Source organism: Bacillus sp. KICET-3, from assembly GCF_033261025.1.
Lineage (GTDB): Bacteria > Bacillota > Bacilli > Bacillales > Bacillaceae > Bacillus > Bacillus sonorensis.
Genome location: NZ_CP137345.1, coordinates 434,487 through 457,886 on the forward strand (window position 1 = coordinate 434,487; position 23,400 = coordinate 457,886).

Genomic DNA, 23,400 nt, shown 5'->3' on the forward strand with positions numbered 1-23,400 from the left:
GGAAAACATGACCAAACAAAAATATGGATTGATGACGCTGCTGCTTTTTTGGGCGGGGTTTGCCGTGATGTCGAGCTTATACATCACCATACCGTTGACAACGGTATTCATGAATCAGTTTGCGGTGTCATCGGATCAGGCGGCTTGGACGGGCAGCATTTTTTCAATCTTTTTTGCACTCGGCTGTTTAATATACGGGCCTGTTTCTGATCGATTTGGCCGTAAAAACGTCATTGTCATCGGCCTTGGTTTTTTAGCCGTTTTTACGCTGATGATCAGTTTTGCAGAGAACTTGTCTGCGCTTATTCTATTTCGCGCTTTGCAAGGCGCAGCAGCCGCATCATTTTCGCCGGTTGCCCTGGCTTATGCCGGGGAAATGTTCCCTCAGGAAAAACGGGGAACGGCCATCGGGTTTATTAGCACCGGATTTTTAATGGCCGGGATTGGCGGTCAGGTCGTTTCAAGCTATATCAGCGAGGTTTGGAATTGGAATGCCATCTTTTTGCTAATGTCCGCCGTCTATGTACTGACTTTGTTTTTGAACATGTTTCTTTTGCCGAAAGGGGATGTCAAGCGGCATGACGGGCATATGTTTTCTTCTTTCAGTCGAATAGGTGACGTGCTTGGCAGCCGCTCCTTAATGTTCGGCTATGTGATCACGGTTACCATCCTCTTTACATTCGTCGGTATGTATTCAGCGCTTGGGCATTATTTGACCCATTCATCGTATCATCTTTCCGGCAACCAGCTGTTAGCGGTTCGTTCAGCCGGCATTCTCGGAATGATCTGTTCGCCGATAGCGGGGCGGTTCATCGGCAAATATGGGAGTCTTCCTGTTCTGCGCTTCGGTTTAATCACGGCCGCGGCCGGGCTGCTTTTGATGAGTTTCAGCAGCGGATTGGCGCTTCTCATCGTCATGAGCATCGTATTTGTGCTTGGAATCGCCGTTGCTACGCCGTCATTGATTTCTTTGATCGGACAGCTTGGCGGGGAAGTCAGAGGGCTTGCCGTCTCCATATATACCTTTATCTTATTTATCGGAGCAAGCCTGGGACCGATTTTTACAGCCGTTCTGTTGAAAACGGCCGCAGCATCACTGCTTTTCCTTGTTTTAAGCCTGGTGCTATGCTTCAGTATTGTTCTGTCCTTTCTCATCAATATGAAATCAAAAGCCGTACAAACGGCAAGCTAAGCGGCATATTTTTGATTATATCGAAATAATTTATTTTTTGATGAAGTATGTTGAGGATTTATGAAAAAATGTAAACAATCTTTATATTTTTTTGAAATAAAATTTTTATAAAATATATTAAAATCATAATCCCTCTAAAAAATTTATAAAATGTTAATAAACTATTAACTTTCCACTTAAAAAATTGCGGATGTAAACGATATTTTTTCGTTTTTCCGCATATTTTTTTTGAAATTTCGGAATCGCGCATATTATTCCCGTCTGGATTTCGGCATCCCGCATGAATCTTTTCACCTATTTTTCGGTGAAAAAAACAATTTTTTCATTTAAAGTGAACTATGGACAGAAAATGAATTTATTTCAGTAAAAACGATAAAGGCAAACCTGCGGAAACGCAGGGACGCAAAGCCATGGCCTAAGGCACGGATAGTGCTACGGTTGACAGGTTGCCGAATAGACAGGGAGTCCACCCGGTTTTTATTCGGGTGGACTTTTTAATTTTTTTACAGTATAACTTTTTATTGGAAATGACAAATCTGTGACAGCGCTGTTTCATTCATTGCAAAGCCGCAATTCTGTATTGCGGATAAGCGTAAGGCCATCACAAATCAAACATACGAAGGAGGAACATAAGATAATGGACAACACTACTTATTATCCGCTGACACATGCTCAAAAACGAATTTGGTATACAGAGACATTTTATCCCGGTACAAGCGTTTCAAATTTGAGCGGTTTTGGAAAGCTGAAATCGGAGTCAAGAATAGATACAGACTTAGTGGCTGAGGCGATCCGGCAATTTGTGCGCACGAATGAAACAATGCGTTTTAGACTGAAGCTTGGTGAATGGGACGAACCAAAACAGTATATAGCCGAGTATGAACCTTTCGATATCAAATATATGGATGCTGCAGAGACCGGTGATATAAACCGGGTTCTTGAATGGGGACAAGCTGAGGCGCAGCAGCCTTTGCCGCTTTATGAAAGCCCGTTGTTTACCTTTGCCGTCATTCGCATCAATCCTTTTGAAAGCTGGTTTTTCGCAAAGGTTCATCATATCATCGCTGACGGTATTTCTATGACGCTTCTGGGCAACCGCATCACAGACATCTACTTGAAACTGGCTAAAGGAGAACATGTCCCTGACGTACAGGCTTCATTTACGGAGCATATTCAGAGCGAATTGGAGTATGAACATTCCAAACGGTTCCAAAAAGATAAAGCATATTGGAATGCCCAATTTGAATCGATTCCGGAACCCGTATCTCTAAAGCAAAGCGATTCATATCAAATCCGTTTAGAGGCTGCTCGCCTTTCAAAAGAGATTTCTCCTTCCCTTTATCAAAAAATTCAAGCGTATTGTCAGGAAAACAATGTAAGTGCACTCTCCTTGTTTCTATCAATCTTGCACATTTATATGCATAGAGTAACAGGCCATAAAGATGTCGTGCTCGGCACATTTATGGGGAACAGGACAAATGCAAAGGAAAAGCACATGCTCGGAATGTTTGTTTCGACGATTCCGATGAAAGCGCACCTTGATCCGCATCAAGACTTTACTGCATTTGTGCAGGAAAGGATGAAAGATCAGCTGAAAGTCATCAGGCATCAAAAATATCCGTATAATCTCCTGATCAATGATTTGCGGGACAGGCAGCCGAATCTAAATAAGCTGTTTGCCGTCTCTCTTGAATACCAGGTCATGCAATGGCAGCAAAAAGAAACGGTTTCATTTTTAACCGAGCCGATTTTCAGCGGATGCGAGGTTAACGATATTTCCATTCATATAAAGGAAAGATGGGATACGGGGACACTTGCCATCGACTTTGATTACAGAAGCGAATTATTCAGCCGCGAGGAAATGGTCATCTTCTCCGGGCGGCTGATGACACTGCTGGAAGATGCCTTGACAACGCCCCATAAACGAATCATTGATCTTGATGTAATGTCGAATGAAGAAAAACAACAGCTGTTAAACAGGGCATCCGCCTCTTCTTTAAAAGCTGAACAGGAGATGACGCTGCACGGATTGTTCGAATCAACAGCAGCTGAGATTCCTGATAAAACAGCGCTGTTCTATGAAGGGAAAAAGCTGTCATACCGGGAGTTAAATCAGCAGGCCAATCGACTGGCAAGGGCGCTCCGCAAAAGGGGGATCGGTCCCGACATCCCGGCTGCCGTGTTGATGGAGCGGTCAGAACGGACGCTGACGGCCATTTTGGGCATCCTCAAAGCAGGAGGAGCTTATGTTCCGATCGATCCGGCTTTTCCGGAAGAGAGAATTCGATTTATGCTGAAGGATTCAAATGCCAAAGTGGTCATTACCGACAGCGCGTTTCATATTGATACGGCTGAAACACTGCGGTTTGACGAAGCGGTCGCCGAAACGGAAGAGAGCGGAAATCTGCCTTCTTTGGCCGGAGCGGAACATCTCGCATATATCATTTATACATCCGGAACAACCGGCCGCCCAAAAGGAGTGATGATTGAGCACAGACAGGTTCACCATCTTGTGAGGGGGCTTCGGCAGGCGGTGGATACATTGAAGCACGGGGATTTGAAGCTGGCGCTTTTGGCTCCGTTTCATTTCGATGCTTCAGTGCAGCAGATTTTCACATCTCTCGTACTTGGCCAATCGCTGTATATCGTTCCAAAAAAGACCGTTTCCGACGGATATGCTTTGGCTGCCTATTATCGCCGTCACCGCATTGACATGACAGACTGTACACCGTCTCATTTACAGCTTTTGATTGCGGCTGATGATCTCCGCGGAATCAGCCTGAAGCATATCCTCGTCGGCGGAGAAGCGCTCTCGTGGGTCGTGGTGGAGAAGCTGTTTCAATTATTTGCAAAAACGGGTGCGCCGGCGCCGCTGATCACAAATGTTTACGGACCGACAGAAACCTGTGTCGATGCTTCGGCATTTACAATTCCAGGCGACGGGCCACGACGGTATGAAACAGCCTATGTCCCGATCGGCAAGCCTCTCGGCAACAACCGTTTTTACATTTTGGACGAAAACGGGGCCCTCTTGCCGGACGGTGCGGAAGGCGAATTGTACATAGCTGGCGCCGGTGTTGGCCGGGGATATTTGAATCTTCCGGAGCTGACCGGCGAAAAATTTTCAGCGAACCCGTTTGTACCAGGAGAAATGATATATCGAACAGGTGATGCTGCCAAATGGCTCCCGGATGGCACGGTTGATTTTATCGGCCGTAAAGATGACCAGGTAAAAGTCCGCGGTTATCGGGTTGAGCTCGGCGAAATCGAGACGATTCTGCAGGGAGCGACGAATATCGGAAAAGCGGCTGTGCTCGCCCGTCCTGGAGAAAACAACAGTCTTGAGCTTTGCGCCTATGTCGTGCCGAAAAAAGCCGGAACGGTGTCAGTTCCGGCATTAAGGGAGCACCTGTCAAAGCGGCTGCCTGATTATATGATGCCTTCTTACTTTGTCGAGATTGATGATATGCCGCTGTCACCGAGCGGCAAAGTGGATCGAAAAGCACTGCTTTGCCATGAAGTGCCGGCCATAGGCGGAGCCGAATATACCGCGCCGAGAAACGAGTGCGAAGAAAAAATCGCGCATATTTGGCAGGATGTGCTCGGTGCCGGGCAGGTCGGAATATATGATCAGTTCTTTGAAATGGGAGGCCATTCGCTGAAAGCCATGACGATGCTGACGAAAATTCACAAAGCGTTCGGCGTCGAAGTTCCGCTGCAGGTCCTGTTTGAAAAGCCGACTGTGGCCGCGCTTAGCCAGTATGTATCTGAAGCCGGGCGGAAAGAGTTCAGCGAAATCATGCCGGCGGCAGAAAGTCCAGACTATCCGTTGTCACTGGCTCAGCAGCGGATCTATATCGTCAGCCAGCTTGAGGACGCCGGGATCGGCTACAATATGCCGGCCGCCGCAATGCTTGAGGGGGCGCTTGATCTTCCGCGGCTGGAAACCGCTTTTCACAAGCTGATCGCCAGACATGAGGCGCTGCGCACTTCCTTTGTGTCAGTCAATGGTGAACCGAGGCAAAAAGTTCATCAAAAGGTTCAGTTCAATATTGAACTGATCGAGGCCGGAAGCATGGCTGAAGATCAGATTTTGACATCCTTCGTCCGCCGCTTTGACATCGGAAAAGCTCCGCTGATGAGAGTCGGGCTCGTCCGCCTTGATGACAGCAGGCATATGCTTTTGTTTGACATGCACCATCTGATTTCTGACGGAGTGTCGATTTCGATTATTTTACATGAGCTGGCAAGCCTGTATAAAGGCGAAGACCTGCCGGCTTTGCGTTTGCACTATAAAGATTACGCTTCTTGGCAAAGAATTCAGGCTGAAGGCGGATATCAAAAAGAAGAGCGCTACTGGAAGAACGTTTTTTCCGGAGAATTGCCGGTATTGCAGCTGCTGACGGATCAGCCGAGACCAGCCGTCCAAAGTTTTGAAGGAGACAGGGTGTCAGCCGTCCTGCCAAAAGCGATGAAGGACAGACTGAACAGACTTGCGGAGAAAAACGGGGCGACCCTGTACATGGTGATGCTTGCCGCTTACAATACAATGCTTGCTAAATACACCGGACAAGAAGACATCATTGTCGGGACGCCGACGGCGGGCCGCAGCCACTCTGACCTGGAAGGCATCGTCGGGATGTTTGTCAATACGCTGGCGATCCGTTCAAAGGTGGAGCTTGAGCAGACTTTCACCGAGTTGCTTGATCATGTGCGGAAAACGGTGCTTGATGCATTTGAACATCAGAACTACCCGTTTGAATGGCTTGCCGAAAAGCTGAATGTTCCGCGTGATTTAAGCCGCCATCCGATATTTGACACGGTGTTCATTCTGCAAAATTCACTAGAAGAGATTCCGCTGATCGGCGATTTGCGCCTTTCAGTTCAAGAGACGAATGTCAAGATCGCCAAATTTGACCTGACGCTTCAGGCAAAAGAAGAGCGGGAAGAAATCATCATCGATTTGGATTACAGTACAAAGCTGTTCAGAAAAGAAACGGCTGAACAAATGCTGAAGCATTATATCCATCTGCTTGAGGAAATAACAGCCGACCCTTTTCAAAGGCTGGGGGAGTACAGCCTGTTGACAGAGGAAGAGATGAATCGGCAGATTGTTGCGTTCAATCCTGGAGAAAGCGACTATCCAAGAGAGCGGACGATTGTGCAGCAATTTGAAGAACAGGCGGAACAAGCAAAAGACCGTCCTGCCCTTCAATTTGAAGGCAATGTATTCACTTATGGGGAGCTCAACACTAAAGTGAACCAACTGGCAAGGCGACTGCGTGAATGCGGGGTTGAAACAGGTGCGACAGCCGCTATTCTCACCGCCAGATCGGCTGAAATGGTCGTCGGAATTCTTGCTGTGTTAAAAGCCGGAGCTGCATATGTACCGATCGATCCCGATCATCCAAAACAGCGGATCAAACACTTTTTCGAAGACAGCGGTGCTTCCGTGCTATTAACGCAAATGTCGATGAAGCCGCTTGCCGAAACAGCAGGATTTGCGGGCGAGGTGATCATCCTTGATGATGAACAGCTCTATCAGGGAGATGCGGACAACTTGAATGTTCCAATTTCTCCGGAAACGCTGGCGAACCTGACGTACACTTCAGGCACGACAGGCATGCCGAAAGGCAACATGGTAACCCATCGAAACATCTTGCGTACTGTGAAAAATCCGAACTATATGAAGATCATGGGAACGGATATCGTGTTTTCCATATCCAACTATGTATTTGACGCGTTCATGTTTGATCTGTTCGGTTCCCTGTTAAACGGAGCCAAGCTGGTGATCGCTCCTAAGGAGACGATACTTGACATGGGGCGGCTTGCCAATGAAATTGAAAAAGAAAAAGTCTCGGTATTAATGATCACGACGGCCTTGTTCAATCTGCTTACAGATATGCGTCCCGACAGCATGAAGAACCTTCGCGGAGTGCTGTTCGGCGGTGAACGCGCATCGGTTGGCCATGTCAGAAGAGCGCTGAAAGCCGTCGGAAAAGGAAAGCTTCTTCACATGTACGGGCCGTCTGAGAGCACAGTATTCACGACCTGCCATCCGGTCAATGAGCTGCCGGACGATGCGCAGTCCGTGCCGATCGGAAAGCCTGTCAGCAATACGGAAGTCTTGATTCTTGACTCGTTTGGAAACGTCCAGCCGAGAGGTGTTGCAGGAGAACTCTGCGTCTCAGGAGACGGCCTTGTCCGCGGTTATTTTAATCGTCCTGAGCTGACGGCTGAAAAATTTGTCGCCCATCCATTTAAAAAGGATCAAAAGATGTACCGCACGGGCGATCTGGCAAGATGGCTTTCTGACGGACGGCTCGAATTTATCGGCCGGATCGATCATCAGGTGAAAATTCGCGGGCAAAGAATCGAGCTTGGCGAAATTGAGCATCATCTGCTGACACATAACATGATTCAGGAAGCCGCGGTTTTAGCAACCGACACGGCAGCGGGCGACAACATGATCTGTGCGTACATTGTTGCAGATCGAGAGCTGTCAAACCGCGAGCTTCGCGAGCATGCAGCGGAGGGGCTGCCAGGCTATATGATTCCGTCCGTGTTTATGCAATTGAATGAGCTTCCACTAACTGGAAATGGAAAGGTTGACAAAAGGGCATTGCCTGAGCCTGATGTCACGCAAATCGGCCAAACGGAATATACGGCGCCAAGAAATCAGACAGAAGCAAAGCTTGCTGAGCTCTGGCGGGAAGTCCTCAATATTCCGAAGGTCGGCGTCCATGACAATTTCTTTGAACTTGGCGGACATTCCTTGATCGGGATGACGCTCACCGCCCGGATTCAGAAAGAGCTGAATGTCGATCTTCAGCTGAAAGACTTGTTCAAATCGCCGACAATTGAAAGCCTGGCCCAGGCTGCGGCGCAGGCGGAGAGAAAATCATCCGTCTATATTGAAGCCGCCGAAGAACAAGAGACATATCCCGTATCATCAGCTCAAAAACGGCTGTATGTCCTTCAGCAGCTTGAAGGCGCCGAGAAAAGCTATAACATGCCGTCTGTACTTCACCTTGAAGGCAAGCTTGATGTGGAACGGCTGAAAGAATCCGCACGCCGGCTCATCAACCGCCATGAAGCTTTCCGGACCTCATTTGAAATGAAGGATGGCGAGCCTGTACAGCGGATTTGGAAGGACGTCGGCTTTACGGTTGATGTGATAGACGCCGGGGAACGTGAAACCGAACAGCTGATTGATGATTTCATCAGGCCGTTTGATTTAACAAAAGCGCCGCTTTTCCGGATGAATCTCATCCGGCTTGCAGAAGAGAAGCATCTTTTGCTTGTCGATATGCACCATATCATTTCAGACGGAGCATCCGTCAGCGTTTTGATCGATGAACTGACACGGCTTTATGCCGGGGAGACGCTTGCGCCGCTTCGGATTCAGTATAAAGATTACACGGTTTGGCAGCAGAAATCGCTTCAAACGGAACATGATAAAAAGCATGAAGAGTATTGGCTCAAGAAGCTGAGCGGCGAACTGCCGGTTCTCACGCTGCCGACTGACGACACCCGTCCGGCTGTTCAGACGTTTGAAGGGGACCGCCTCGCCTTTGCGATGTCGCCTAAGCTTTTGCGATCCTTGAGAAAGCTTGCCCAGGAAACGGGAACAACATTATACATGGTTCTGCTCGCGTCCTACAGCGCGTTTTTGGCCAAACTCAGCGGACAGCGCGACATTGTGGTCGGTTCTCCGGTTGCGGGAAGACCTCATGCCGATGTAAGCAAGATCATCGGGATGTTTGTCAATACATTGGCAATGAGAACGTATCCGCAAGGAGAAAAAACATTTGCCGCCTTTTTGCAGGAAGTCAAGGAAACAGTGCTTGAAGCGTTTGAGCATCAGAATTATCCGTTTGAAGAATTGATTGAACAGTTGGGTGTCCAGCGAGATATGAGCCGAAATCCATTATTTGATGCCGTTTTCTCCATGCAGAACGCCGATCTGCGGGCATTGACAATGGAAGGCATCACCCTCAAACCGCATGAATTTGCCCACAAGACGGCAAAGTTTGATTTGACGCTGACCGCAGCAGAAGAGGACGACCTTATGCGATTTGAAATGGAATTTAATACAGCTCTTTTCAAGCATGAAACGATCAGACGCTGGAGCGCGTACTGGCTCAATCTGCTCGAAGCGGTTGCGCAAAACCCGAATGTCCCCCTTTCAGACCTTTCCCTGCTCAATGAAGCGGAAAAACGCCGCATCGTTGAAGTGTGGAATGAGACGGAGCTGGAAGTGCCGGCGGACAAAACGATTCATGAGCTGTTTGAAGCGCAGGTAAACCGCACTCCTGACCACGGGGCAGCGGTGTACAACGGCCGCCGCTGGACGTACAGGGAGCTCAACGCCCGCGCGAACCGCCTGGCCCGCCTGCTCATCGAAAAAGGTGCGCGTCCGGAACAGCGGATCGGCATCATGGTTAAGCCGTCCCTTGACATGGCGTCCGGCGTGCTGGCGGTTTTAAAAGCGGGAGCGGCATATGTGCCGATCGACCCTGGCTATCCGGAACAAAGAATCAAATATGTTTTGGAAGACAGCGGGGCGGAGCTCCTGCTGACGCAAACGGGTGTAGCCGTGCCTGACGGCTTCTGCGGGGAAGCGATTCTACTCGATTCTGTACTGAGCGGGGATGCATCGCCTGCAGACGATGTCAACCCTCAGTCCGGAGCTGAGCCTCACAATCTCGCGTACTTAATCTACACATCAGGCACGACGGGCCAGCCGAAAGGCGTCATGGTCGAGCACCAGTCGCTCGTAAATTTGTGCTATTGGCACAATGACGCGTTCAACGTCACAGAACACGACAAGAGCGCGAAATACGCCGGCTTCGGCTTTGACGCATCTGTGTGGGAAATGTTCCCGTATTGGATAGCCGGAGCCGAGCTGCATATCATCGATGAAGCGATTCGGAAGGACATCGTCCGCCTGAATCGATATTTCGAAGAGCACGGCATCACGATCACATTCCTGCCGACACAGCTGTGCGAGCAGTTTATGGAGCTGGACAACCGGTCACTGCGCGTGCTTCTGACGGGCGGTGACAGGCTGAAACGGGTGGAAAAGCGCGGCTATTCGCTCGTCAACAACTACGGTCCGACGGAAAACACGGTCGTCGCCACAAGCGGTGCGATTGATCCTGATGAAGGAATGCTTTCGATCGGCAAGCCGATTGCCAACACGCGCGTTTATGTGCTCGGAGAGCACAATCAAGTCCAGCCTGCCGGTGTGACGGGTGAACTGTGCATCGCCGGACGGGGGCTTGCGCGCGGCTACCTCAACAAACCGGAGGAAACGGAGAAGCGTTTTACAGAGGACCCGTTCGCACCGGGCGAGCGGATGTACAGGACGGGTGATGCGGTCAGGTGGCTTCCGGACGGCCGGATCGAATATATCGGCCGGATCGACCAGCAGGTCAACATCCGCGGCTTCCGGATCGAGCTTTCAGAAATCGAAGTCCAGCTGGCCAAGCTTCCGGGCGTACAGGAAGCGGTCGTCACTGACATTGAGGACGCCTCCGGCAACAAAGCGCTTTGCGGCTATGTCACATCAGCTGAAAGGCTTGACACAGAAAGCCTTGCCGGCCAGGTGGCGAAGACGCTGCCGGACTACATGGTGCCCGCTTATTGGGTGCAGCTCGATGAGCTGCCGATGACGGCGAACGGAAAAGTCGATAAACGGGCGCTTCCGCAGCCTGACCTAAAAGCGCGGACAGCTGAATATAAAGCGCCGAGAACGGATATTGAACAGCTGCTTGCCGATATTTGGCAGGAGGTTCTCGGCATTGGCCGAATCGGAATCAGCGACAATTTCTTTGCGCTCGGCGGGGACTCGATCAAAGGGATTCAAATGGCGAGCCGCCTTCAGCAGCACGGCTGGAAGCTTGAAATGAAAGACCTGTTCCAGCACCCGACGATCGAGCAGGTCAGCTCATATGTACAGGCAGCTGATGAAACCACAATCGATCAAGGACCTGTCGAAGGTGAAGTCGAGCTTACGCCGATCCAGCGCTGGTTCTTCGAACGCCGCTTTACAAACGAGCATCACTGGAACCAGTCAGTTATGCTTCATGCGCTGTCAGGATTTGACCCTGAGCTTGCCGGACAGGCTTTAAGCAAATTAATCGAGCATCATGACGCCCTGCGTATGGTTTATAAACAAGATGGGGAACGAATTGTTCAGTACAACAGGGGACTTGAGGATACCGCGGTTTATCCGGAGGTCATTCACCTCAATCAATCAGGAGACGAATTGAAAGCTGCTATTTTGCAAGAATCCAATCGAATTCAAGGCAGCATCGATTTGGCACACGGACATTTGCTGAAAGCGGCGATCTTTAAAACCGGCCAAGGCGACCATTTGCTGATCGTTATCCACCATCTCGTTATTGACGGGGTATCATGGAGGATTCTGCTTGAAGACTTTGCATCTGGATACCTTCAGGCTGAAAAAGGGGAATCTATCGTCCTTCCGGAAAAATCTCATTCCTTTGCGGAATATGCTGCGCGTCTTAAAGCGTATGCCGCTTCCAAGTCCTTTGCAAAGGAAATCGGCTATTGGGAGGAAATAGAGAAGACGGTGACAGCGCCGCTGCCGAAAGATATGGAAGCAGACGATAAGCGGATGCGTCATACAAAAACGGCGGAATTCTCCCTTTCGAAAGAAGAAACAGAACAGCTGACGACAAAAGTCCATGAAGCATACAACACGGAGATGAATGATATTTTACTGACGGCATTGGGCTTTGCGATAAAAGAATGGACAGGCCAAGATGACATTCTCGTGGCCTTGGAAGGGCATGGACGCGAAGACATCATCGAGGGCTTGAACATTTCAAGGACCGTCGGCTGGTTTACAAGCCAGTTCCCGGCCCTGATCCAGATGCGCCATTCCGATGATATGGGCTATCAAATCAAACAGATCAAAGAAGATGTGCGCCATATTCCGAATAAAGGGGTCGGCTATGGCATCTATCGTTATTTAACAGAGGAAGGCAAGAAACACAAGCAGGTCAAACCGGAGATCAGCTTCAACTATTTAGGCCAGTTCACGGAGATGTCGGAATCGGGTCTGTTTACGAGATCGCAGATGCCGTCCGGCGATCCGCTGAGCCCTGAGACCGAGAAGCCGAACGACCTTGATATTGTCGGCTTTATTGAAGACGGCGCACTGACGATGTCGATCGCTTATCATTCATTGGAATACAAAGAAAGCACAATCTCAAATGTCGCCAAAAGCTTTAAAGCTTATTTGCTGCAATTGATTGATCATTGTCTGACCCAAGACGGAGACGAATTAACCCCGAGCGATCTTGGTGATGATGATCTGACACTCGAAGAACTTGATAAATTGATGGAAATTTTCTAACAAAATATACGAGGTGGCTTATGGGGAAACAAAAAATCCAAAAGGTATATCCTTTGACACCAATGCAGGAAGGAATGCTGTATCATGCCATGCTTGATCCCGAATCGTCCTCTTATTTCACACAGCTTGAGCTTTTCATAGAAGGGGATTTTGATTTAGAGATCTTTGAAAGAAGCGTGAATCAGCTTGTACGTTCTTATGATATTCTCAGAACGGTTTTCGTTCATCAGCAGTTGCAGAAGCCGCGCCAGGTCGTCCTGGCTGAGCGGGAGGCGAAGGTTCATGTTGAGGATATCTCCGCATGGGATGAACTCCGGCAAAAGATGCGGATCAGCCAATATAAGCGGGACGTTCAAGCAGCCGGATTTAACCTGGCGAAAGACATGCTCTTTAAAGTGGCGGTATTCAGGCTCGCCCATCAAAAATACCACCTGATTTGGAGCAATCATCACATCGTGATGGATGGCTGGAGCATGGGCATATTGATGAAACGGCTGTTTCAAAACTACGAAGCGTACCGTTCAAACCGCCCGGTTCCGCTTGATCAGGGAAGGCCGTATGCGGACTATATCAAATGGCTCGGCCGCCAGGATAAGGACGAAGCGGCCGCTTATTGGGAAAAGCGTCTTGCCGACCTGGAAAAACCGAGCGTCATTCCTGGGCGGAAAGCATCGGCGGAAGGAGAGCCTTACGAAAACAAAGAGTTCGCTCTGGTCTGGGATCAAGAAATGGTGGATGCCGTCCAAAGGGCGGCGAACCGCTATCATGTCACAGCGCCTAATCTGTTTCAGGCGATTTGGGCAACGGTTTTATCTAAATATAACGCCGCTGATGATGTGGTGTTCGGCACGGTTGTGTCCGGACGCCCGTCGGACATCAACGGTATTGAACATATGGCGGGATTGTTTATCAATACGATCCCGGTCCGTTTGAAAATCGGAGATCAGATATCTTTTGCCGAACTGTTCAAGCAGGCGCAGCAGCATGCGATCGAAGCGGAACAATACGATTATCTGCCGCTTTATGAGATTCAAAAGAGCTCCGCTTTAGATGGGCGCCTTATCAGCCATCTGGTTGCGTTTGAAAATTATCCATTGGATAAAGAGCTGGAAAGCGGTGCGATGACAGAGCGTCTCGGTTTTTCCATCAAAGCGGCGGGCGCCTTTGAACAAACGAACTACGATTTTAATCTGATTGTGTATCCGGGGACGGAATGGACGATCAAACTGAAATACAACAGCGCGGTTTATGACGCAGCCTTTATTGAAAAGGCGGCGGAGCACCTGACAAGAATTGCCCGGATCGCCGTTTCCAATCCGGAGTCGCCGGCAACCAGGACCGGACTTTTATCAACACGGGAACAACAAGCCCTGCTTGCCTTTAACGATACAAAGACGGTATATCCGCGGGAAAAAACGATCCCTGAGCTGTTTGAAGAACAGGCGGAACGGACGCCTGAAAAAACGGCTGTCGTATATGGCGGGTCGAGCATCACGTATCGCAGGCTGAATGAAAAAGCGAATCAGCTTGCGCGAACATTAAAGAAAAAAGGACTGGCACACGGCGGTGCTGCCGCGATCATGATGGAGCGGTCGCTTGAATCGGCCGTCAGCATGCTGGCGGTGCTGAAAGCGGGCGGTGCATACGTGCCGATTGATCCAGACTACCCTGAAGAGCGAATCCGCTTTTTGCTGAAAGACAGCGGTTCGGAAATCGTCATCATCAAACAAGGTGCAAAGCGTTCTTTGGAAGGGGTTGAAGTGGTTGCTTTCGACGCGGAGTCGCTTGAACATGAGGATTCCGCCAATCTTAAGCACACCCTGAAGCCGGATGATCTCGCGTACTGCATATATACATCAGGCTCAACAGGCAGACCAAAAGGCGTGATGGTCGAGCACCGCAATATCGTCCGCCTCGTCAAAAACGCCGGCTACATTCCGCTTCACAAGGAAGTGAACATGGCGCAGACGGGGGCAGTCAGCTTTGATGCCAGCACGTTCGAAGTGTTTGGCGCGTTATTGAATGGGGCGACTCTCTATCCTGTGCCGAAAGAAACGCTTCTCGATGGCAGAAAATTCGAATCATTTTTGAAAAAAAACGGGATTACGACGATGTGGCTGACATCGCCTCTCTTCAACCAGCTGGCCCATCAGGATCCGTCCATGTTTCAAAGCATAAAAGACGTTATTATCGGCGGAGATGCTCTCGTTCCCGCCATCGTCAACAAGGTGAGGCGCGCGTGCCCGGGCCTTTCCCTTTGGAACGGCTACGGCCCGACGGAAAACACGACTTTTTCAACATGCTTTTTAATCGACAAAGAATATGAACATGCGATACCTATCGGGAAACCGATCGGCAATTCAACGGCCTATATTCTTGACAGCCAAGATCAGCTTTTGCCAATCGGCGTCCCCGGTGAACTGTGCGTCGGCGGAGACGGCGTGGCACGAGGCTATTTGAACCAGCCTGAGCTGACTGCGGAAAAATTCATCAGCTCTCCACTTGCCGAAGGGGAACGAATCTATCGGACAGGCGATTTGGCAAGATGGCTTCCAGATGGAACCATCGAATTTCTTGGACGGATCGATCATCAGGTGAAGGTGCGCGGGTTCCGGGTCGAATTGGGTGAAATTGAATCCCGGATCGCTCAGCTAGACGGCATGATTGAAGCAGCCGCCATCATAAGAGAAAACAGTGCGGGCGAAAACGAAATCTGCGCCTATTATACGAGCGCCAGGGAGAGAACAGCATCAGAGCTCAGGACAGAGCTTTCAAAGGTGCTGCCGGAGTATATGATTCCGTCTCATTTCATTCAGCTTGAGGCAATGCCGCTTACGGCAAACGGAAAAGTGGATAAACGCAAGCTCCCGGTACCGGCCGCAGAGGAAACGCACGCCGCATACAAAGCGCCTGAAAACGAAACGGAAGAAATCCTGGCCGCGATCTGGGAAGAGGTTCTCGGCATCAAGCGTCCGGGAATCGATGACAATTTCTTCTCTGTCGGCGGGCATTCGCTGAAAGCGATGATGCTTACGGCAAAAATTCAGGAGCAGCTGCAAAAAGACGTTCCGATCAAAGTACTGTTTGAAAAGCCGACGATCAGGGGGCTTGCCGAATTTCTCCAAGGGGAGTCAAGAGAGGACGTACAGCCGATAGAACCTGCGCCGTCAAAGCCTTATTATCCGGTATCCTCGGCGCAAAGGCGCATGTACATTCTTAATCAGCTAGAAGAAGCAAGCACAAGCTATAATGTGCCGGCGGTGCTGCATCTGGAAGGAGAGCTGGATAAAAATCGTCTCGAAACTGCGTTTCAGGCTTTAATCTGCCGCCATGAAACACTCCGGACCTCATTTGAATTAATAGACGGGGAAATTGTCCAACACATTCATGAGGATGTGCCGTTTGCGTTAACGGTATCCCAAGCGGAAGAGGCTGAAGCCGAAGCGAAAATCAGCGGGTTTATCAGGCCGTTTCAATTGGATCAGGCGCCGCTCGTCCGGGCGGAACTCGTTCAATTGGAAGAAAAGCGCCATCTGCTTCTGATCGATATGCACCACATTATTACCGACGGAAGCTCGACGGGCATTTTTATTCGCGATCTCGCACAGCTGTACCAAGGCGCAGGTTTAGCCGCTCCACGGCTGCACTATAAAGATTTTGCCGTCTGGCAAAACGACAGAGAGCAAAAAGGAGCATTGAAAGAACAGGAGCAATATTGGCTTGATGTGTTCAAAGGAGAGCTGCCTGTGCTTGATCTGCCGTACGACTTTCCTCGTCCGGCAAAACGGAGCTTTGAAGGTGAGCGGGTCGTCTTTGGGATAGACAAGAAGCTGGCGGGCGAGATTCAAAAACTGCTCTCTGCATCTGATACAACGCTTTATATGTTTCTATTGGCGGCCTTCAATATCTTTGTATCAAAGTATGCGGCACAGGATGATATCATCGTCGGCTCGCCGGTTGCGGGAAGAACCCATTCGGATCTGAATGACATTCCGGGCATGTTTGTCAACACGCTTGCGCTCCGCAATCGGCCTGAAGGGCAAAAAACATTCAGGCAATTTTTACAGGAAGTGAAAGAAACGAGCCTGCAGGCGTTTAGCAAGCAAAGCTATCCGCTTGAAGAGCTGATTGAAAAGCTGCCTTTGGCGAGAGATACGAGTCGAAACCCGCTGTTCAGCGTGTTTTTCAACATGCAGAATATGGACGTTCCTTCTTTGAGATTGGGAGATTTGCAGATTTCCTCCTATTCTGTGCGCCACCGTACGGCAAAGTTCGACCTGTCTCTTGAAGCTGTTGAACATGATGGAGAAATCGGCTTGAGCTTTGACTATGCTGCTGCTGTATTTAAGGAAGAAACGGTCAGACGCTGGAGCGGCCACCTTCTGAACGTGATCAAAACGATCTGTAGACACCCTGACGTCAAGCTGGCGGACATTGACATGCTTTCTGAATCCGAACGGCAGCTGCTGCTGGCTGAAACAGAATACCGCCGGACAGTTCAGCAGAAAGATGTGCCGTTTCATGAGCTGTTTGAAGAGCAGGCCGAAAAAACGCCTGATCGGGCCGCCGTTGTATACGGACATACGAAGCTCACATACCGGGAGCTTGATCAAAAAGCAAATCAGCTTGCATATGTTCTTCGACGGAAAGGGGTCGGCAAAGACGATATCATCGGTATTATGTTCGATCGTTCTGCAGATGTCATCGTCTCTATTCTCGGTGTCATGAAAGCCGGGGGCGCTTATTTGCCAATAGATCCCGAGATGCCGGCGGCAAGGATTCAATACATGCTTGAAGACAGCGGAGCCCGCTGGCTGGTGGCCGAATCGGCACGGCAAGCTTTTCTTTCTGACATATACAAGGGCACAGTCATAGATATCGAGAAAGATATAGACCCGAATATATCCACGGCCCGCCCGGATTCGATCAATGATGGGGAAAGTCTCGCTTATATCATTTACACATCCGGAACGACCGGCCAGCCGAAAGGTGTTCAGCTGGAGCATCGCAATCTCGTGAACTATGTTTCCTGGTTCAGGGATGAAACGAGGCTGACGGCGTCTGATAAGACGATGCTCCTGTCATCTTATGCGTTTGATCTCGGGTACACAAGCCTTTTCCCGATCCTTCTTGCAGGAGGGGAGCTTCATCTCGTCCCAAAGGAAACATACACAGAACCTGCCCGGTTATGCACATATATATATGAACAAGGAATCACATACATCAAGCTGACGCCGTCGCTGTTCCATACGATTGTACAGCCGCAAAGCTCTGCTTTTACAAAGGAGCTTGAGCGGCTGAGGCTGATCGTACTCGGCGGCGAGAAAATCAATCCGGATGACGTGGAGCGGTTCCATTCCCGCTATCCGGATGCCCGGTTCATCAATCATTACGGACCGACGGAAACAACGATCGGCACAATCGCCAAGCAGATTGTCGCGGAGGAGATGGCCGAATTTATCAAACGTCCGACGATCGGGCGGCCGATTCCAGGCGCGGGAGCCTTAGTATTGGATGCTTCACGCCGCCTCGTCCCGGTCGGGGCCCCAGGAGAGCTTTATATTACGGGAAAAGGGCTTGCGAGAGGATATGTAAACAAGAGGGAGCTGACGGCCGAAAGGTTTATCGAAAATCCTTATGCGCCGGGCGCACTCATGTATCAGACGGGTGATCTTGTGCGCCGGCTTCCCAATGGGGAAATTGAATTTGTAGGCCGCACAGATGATCAGGTGAAAATCCGCGGATACAGGGTTGAGTTGAAGGAAATCGAAGACGCCCTCAAAGAGCATGGGGATGTTGAAAGAGCGGTCGTCCTCGCCTTTACGGCGGCTTCCGGAATGGAGGAGCTGTGCGCTTATATCCAGTCGAAAAGCAAAGCCGCTTCTTCAGTACTGAGGGAGCATCTTTCTGAAAGGCTGCCATCATACATGGTGCCGTCGTACTTTATCACGGTGGATGAGATTCCCCTTACGGCCAACGGCAAACTGGATCGTAATGCGCTGCCGCAGCCCGGGGCTGTAAACGAAAAAAGCGATTCTTATCAGGCTCCGTCAACAGAGCTGGAAAAAACGCTTTGCTTCATGTGGGAAGACGTTCTTGGCATCAGGCCGATCGGTGTTGAAGACAATTTCTTTGACTTGGGCGGACATTCTTTGAAAGGGATGATGCTGATCGCCGATATTCAATCAGCACTGAAGAAAAAAGTACCGTTAAAAGCTCTCTTTGACTGTCCTACGGTCAGCCGGCTCGCCCGTTATATCGAGTCGTCTGAAAAACAATCCATTGAAAGCGAGATGCAGCCAGCCGAAAAAAGCGACTGGTATCCTGTATCATCCGCCCAAAAACGGATGTACGTTCTTCACCAGATCGAAAAAAACGGGACCGGCTACAATATGCCGTCCGCGTTCATGATGGAAGGGGATCTTCATGTCGATCGCTTAAAACGGGCGCTTCAGACGCTGGTAGACCGCCATGAAGCGCTGCGCACATCATTTGCGGACATCGACGGAAGTCCTGTCCAAAAAATCCATGAAAATGCGGACATCGAGCTAAAGGTTACGGCGATTCGCGAAGATGAAGCAGAAAAAGAAATCAGCCGCTTTATCAGGCCGTTCAATTTAGGCAGCGCACCGCTCATCCGGGCTGAGCTGCTTTCGTTCAGCAAACAGCGCCACCTGCTGTTGATTGATACGCATCATATTATTGCCGATGGCGTATCAAGGAGCCTTTTCATCAAAGAAATCGCGATGCTTTACCGTGGTGAAGCATTGCCTGAGCCAAGGCTTCATTACAAAGACTACGCCGTTTGGCAAAGAGGGCTCACACAGCAGGAAAACATTCGGAGACAGGAAGAATTCTGGCTGAACCAGTTCAAGGAAACCATTCCGGAACTCGACCTTCCGCTGGACTTCCCGCGGTCTCCGGTGCAAAGCTTTACAGGTGATCAAATCCGCTTTGCAACATCGAAAAACACGGCGCTGAAAATCCGCGGATTAACGGCGAAAACGCAAACAACATTGAACATCGTCATGCTGGCTGTATTCAACATCTTCTTAAGCCGCCTCACCGGTCAGAAGGAGATTGTCATCGGCACGGTGACAGCCGGCAGAACAAAGGCCGAATTGAAAAACATGCCGGGCATGTTCGTCAACACATTGGCTCTTAAAAACCATGTCTCGCATAAGGCGACATTCAGCGAGTTTCTTGAGAGCGTCAAAAACACAAGCCTGGCAGCACTCGATCAGCAGGATTATCCGTTTGAAGAGCTGATCGCAAAGCTTGATTTGCCCCGTGATATGAGCCGGAATCCGCTGTTCAATGTCATGCTAACAGTGGAAGATCCTGATAAAGAGACGCTTGATTTGGATGATGTAACGATCAGGCCGTATGACATCACACATGCCGCCGCTAAATTCGATCTGACATTGGGGGCATTTGAGAAAGAGGACGAAATCGGTCTCCAATTCGAATATGCAACAGATTTATTTAAGAAAGAAACGATACAGCGCTGGAGCCGGTATTTGCTCAATCTGCTCGAAGCGGTTGCGCAAAACCCGAATGTCCCCCTTTCAGACCTTTCCCTGCTCAATGAAGCGGAAAAACGCCGCATCGTTGAAGTGTGGAATGAGACGGAGCTGGAAGTGCCGGCGGACAAAACGATTCATGAGCTGTTTGAAGCGCAGGTAAACCGCACTCCTGACCACGGGGCAGCGGTGTACAACGGCCGCCGCTGGACGTACAGGGAGCTCAACGCCCGCGCGAACCGCCTGGCCCGCCTGCTCATCGAAAAAGGTGCGCGTCCGGAACAGCGGATCGGCATCATGCTTAAGCCGTCCCTTGACATGGCGTCCGGCGTGCTGGCGGTTTTAAAAGCGGGAGCGGCATATGTGCCGATCGACCCTGGCTATCCGGAACAAAGAATCAAATATGTTTTGGAAGACAGCGGGGCGGAGCTCCTGCTGACGCAAACGGGTGTAGCCGTGCCTGACGGCTTCTGCGGGGAAGCGATTCTACTCGATTCTGTACTGAGCGGGGATATATCGCCTGAAGACGATGTCAACCCTCAGTCCGGAGCTGAGCCTCACAATCTCGCGTACTTAATCTACACATCAGGCACGACGGGCCAGCCGAAAGGCGTCATGGTCGAGCACCAGTCGCTCGTAAATTTGTGCTATTGGCACAATGACGCGTTCAACGTCACAGAACACGACAAGAGCGCGAAATACGCCGGCTTCGGCTTTGACGCATCTGTGTGGGAAATGTTCCCGTATTGGATAGCCGGAGCCGAGCTGCATATCATCGATGAAGCGATTCGGAAGGACATCGTCCGCCTGAATCGATATTTCGAAGAGCACGGCATCACGATCACATTCCTGCCGACACAGCTGTGCGAGCAGTTTATGGAGCTGGACAACCGGTCACTGCGCGTGCTTCTGACGGGCGGTGACAGGCTGAAACGGGTGGAAAAGCGCGGCTATACGCTCGTCAACAACTACGGTCCGACGGAAAACACGGTCGTCGCCACAAGCGGTGCGATTGATCCTGATGAAGGAATGCTTTCGATCGGCAAGCCGATTGCCAACACGCGCGTCTATGTGCTCGGAGAGCACAATCAAGTCCAGCCTGCCGGTGTGACGGGTGAACTGTGCATCGCCGGACGGGGGCTTGCGCGCGGCTACCTCAACAAACCGGAGGAAACGGAGAAGCGTTTTACAGAGGACCCGTTCGCACCGGGCGAGCGGATGTACAGGACGGGTGATGCGGTCAGGTGGCTTCCGGACGGCCGGATCGAATATATCGGCCGGATCGACCAGCAGGTCAACATCCGCGGCTTCCGGATCGAGCTTTCAGAAATCGAAGTCCAGCTGGCCAAGCTTCCGGGCGTACAGGAAGCGGTCGTCACTGACATTGAGGACGCCTCCGGCAACAAAGCGCTTTGCGGCTATGTCACATCAGCTGAAAGGCTTGACACAGAAAGCCTCGCCGGCCAGTTGGCGAAGAAGCTGCCGGACTACATGGTGCCCGCCTATTGGGTGCAGCTCGATGAGCTGCCGATGACGGCGAACGGAAAAGTCGATAAACGGGCGCTTCCGCAGCCTGACCTAAAAGCGCAGACAGCTGAATACAAAGCGCCGAGAACGGATATTGAACAGCTGCTTGCCGATATTTGGCAGGAGGTTCTCGGCATTGGCCGAATCGGAATCAGCGACAATTTCTTTGCGCTCGGCGGGGACTCGATCAAAGGGATTCAAATGGCGAGCCGCCTTCAGCAGCACGGCTGGAAGCTTGAAATGAAAGATCTGTTCCAGCACCCGACGATCGAGCACATCAGTTCATATATCGAATGGACGGACGGCCAACCGATTGATCAAGGACCTGTCGAAGGTGAAGTCGAGCTGACGCCGATCCAGCGCTGGTTCTTCGAACGCCGCTTTACAAACGAGCATCACTGGAACCAGTCGGTCATGCTTCATGCGCCGTCAGGATTTGATCCTGATCTTGTTGAACAAACGCTGGAACAATTAACTCGGCATCATGATGCATTGCGCATGGTGTACAGGCGGGAAAACGGCCGCGTGATTCAATATAACCGCGGCGTGAATGAAAAGGCTTTTGCCTTCAGAATTGTCAATCTTCAATATGTCGCCGACATTGAAACGGAAATCGCCGCCCAAGCGGAGCGATTACAGGCAAGCCTTGATATCGGAGCAGGGCCGTTAATAAAGGCGGAGCAGTATCGGACAGCCGAAGGGGATCATTTGCTGATCGTCATTCACCATTTAGTCATCGACGGTGTGTCATGGAGGATATTGCTCGAAGATTTTGCATCCGGTTATCAGCAAGCCGGACAGCAGAAGGAGATTGTCTTCCCTGACAAAACCAATTCGTTTAAAGATTGGGCCCGGGAGCTTGAATCTTATGCCCAATCCGAACCGTTCCTTAAGACATGCACCTATTGGCGCGAGCTTGAAAAAGAGCTTGTGCCTGAATTGCCGAAAGACCGCGCCGTCGCTGAAAGAAAAATCAAAGACTCGGCTGCTGTTTCGTTCGAACTGAGTGAAGCTGAAACGCGGCTGCTTTTGACGGATGTCCATAAGCCATATGGAACGGATATCAATGATATTCTGCTGTCCGCCCTCAGTCTGATGATCAGGGAATGGACGAATGATCCGGAGGTCTGCATCAATATGGAAGGGCACGGAAGGGAAGAAATCATGCCGCATATGAATATTTCGAGAACAGTGGGATGGTTTACCGCGCAATATCCGGTTGTTCTAAAAGGCGCTGAAACGGGAGGCTTGCCTGAAACGATTAAAACCGTCAAGGAAAGCCTCCGCCAAATTCCTGATAAGGGAATCGGCTACGGCATCCTTCGCTATTTAACAAACCGGCAAACAGCCGCTATTGATTTCTCAATCAAGCCTGAGATCAGCTTTAACTACCTTGGGCAGATTGACAGTGACATACAGACGGAATGTTTCGGTCTGTCCCCATATGATATGGGACGACAGGTTTCAGTAGAGTCGGAAGCCCTTTACGCCCTAAGCTTCAGCGGCATCATCAGCAAAGAAAAGCTGATCATGTCATGCTCCTTTAATACGAGGGAGTTTGACAGACAGACCGTGCAGGAAAGAATCGAACGGTTTAAGCATTATCTGCTTGTATTGATTGACCATTGCACGGCTAAAGAAGAACGTGAATTCACGCCAAGCGACTTCAGCGCCGGCGATCTGGAAATGGAAGAGATGGGAGACCTGTTTGACGTACTAGAAGAAAATTTGAAATAAGCATCTGCAGGATTCACCCGCTGATCAAGCGG

3 protein-coding genes and 1 riboswitch are annotated in these 23,400 nt (G+C 50.3%); all 3 genes read left to right on the forward strand.

The annotated features are described in order from the left end of the window. Positions 1 to 7: 7 nt before the first annotated feature. The 3 genes from R5H20_RS02310 (at position 8) to R5H20_RS02320 (ending at position 23,368) form a co-directional block, all read left to right on the forward strand. Entirely contained in the window at positions 8 to 1,192 is a 1,185-nt protein-coding gene (locus R5H20_RS02310) for an MFS transporter (RefSeq protein ID WP_006640177.1), read from the forward strand. 367 nt (positions 1,193 to 1,559) lie between these two features. Continuing rightward, positions 1,560 to 1,646, forward strand: a riboswitch (cyclic di-GMP riboswitch). Between the two features lie 183 nt (positions 1,647 to 1,829). Then, positions 1,830 to 12,581: a non-ribosomal peptide synthetase gene (locus R5H20_RS02315; protein WP_088273096.1), complete on the forward strand. Its 10,752-nt coding sequence runs from the start codon at positions 1,830 to 1,832 to the stop codon at positions 12,579 to 12,581. A gap of 20 nt (positions 12,582 to 12,601) precedes the next feature. Continuing rightward, the gene (locus R5H20_RS02320; protein ID WP_224254452.1) at positions 12,602 to 23,368 is read left to right on the forward strand and encodes a non-ribosomal peptide synthetase; all 10,767 of its coding nucleotides are present in this window, start codon (positions 12,602 to 12,604) and stop codon (positions 23,366 to 23,368) included. Positions 23,369 to 23,400: the final 32 nt, after the last annotated feature.

Excerpts from the sequence above, each read along its gene's own strand:
- R5H20_RS02310 (WP_006640177.1), top strand. The coding sequence starts at position 8 with ATGACCAAACAAAAATATGGATTGATGACGCTGCTGCTTTTTTGGGCG.
- R5H20_RS02315 (WP_088273096.1), top strand. The coding sequence starts at position 1,830 with ATGGACAACACTACTTATTATCCGCTGACACATGCTCAAAAACGAATT.
- R5H20_RS02320 (WP_224254452.1), top strand. The coding sequence starts at position 12,602 with ATGGGGAAACAAAAAATCCAAAAGGTATATCCTTTGACACCAATGCAG.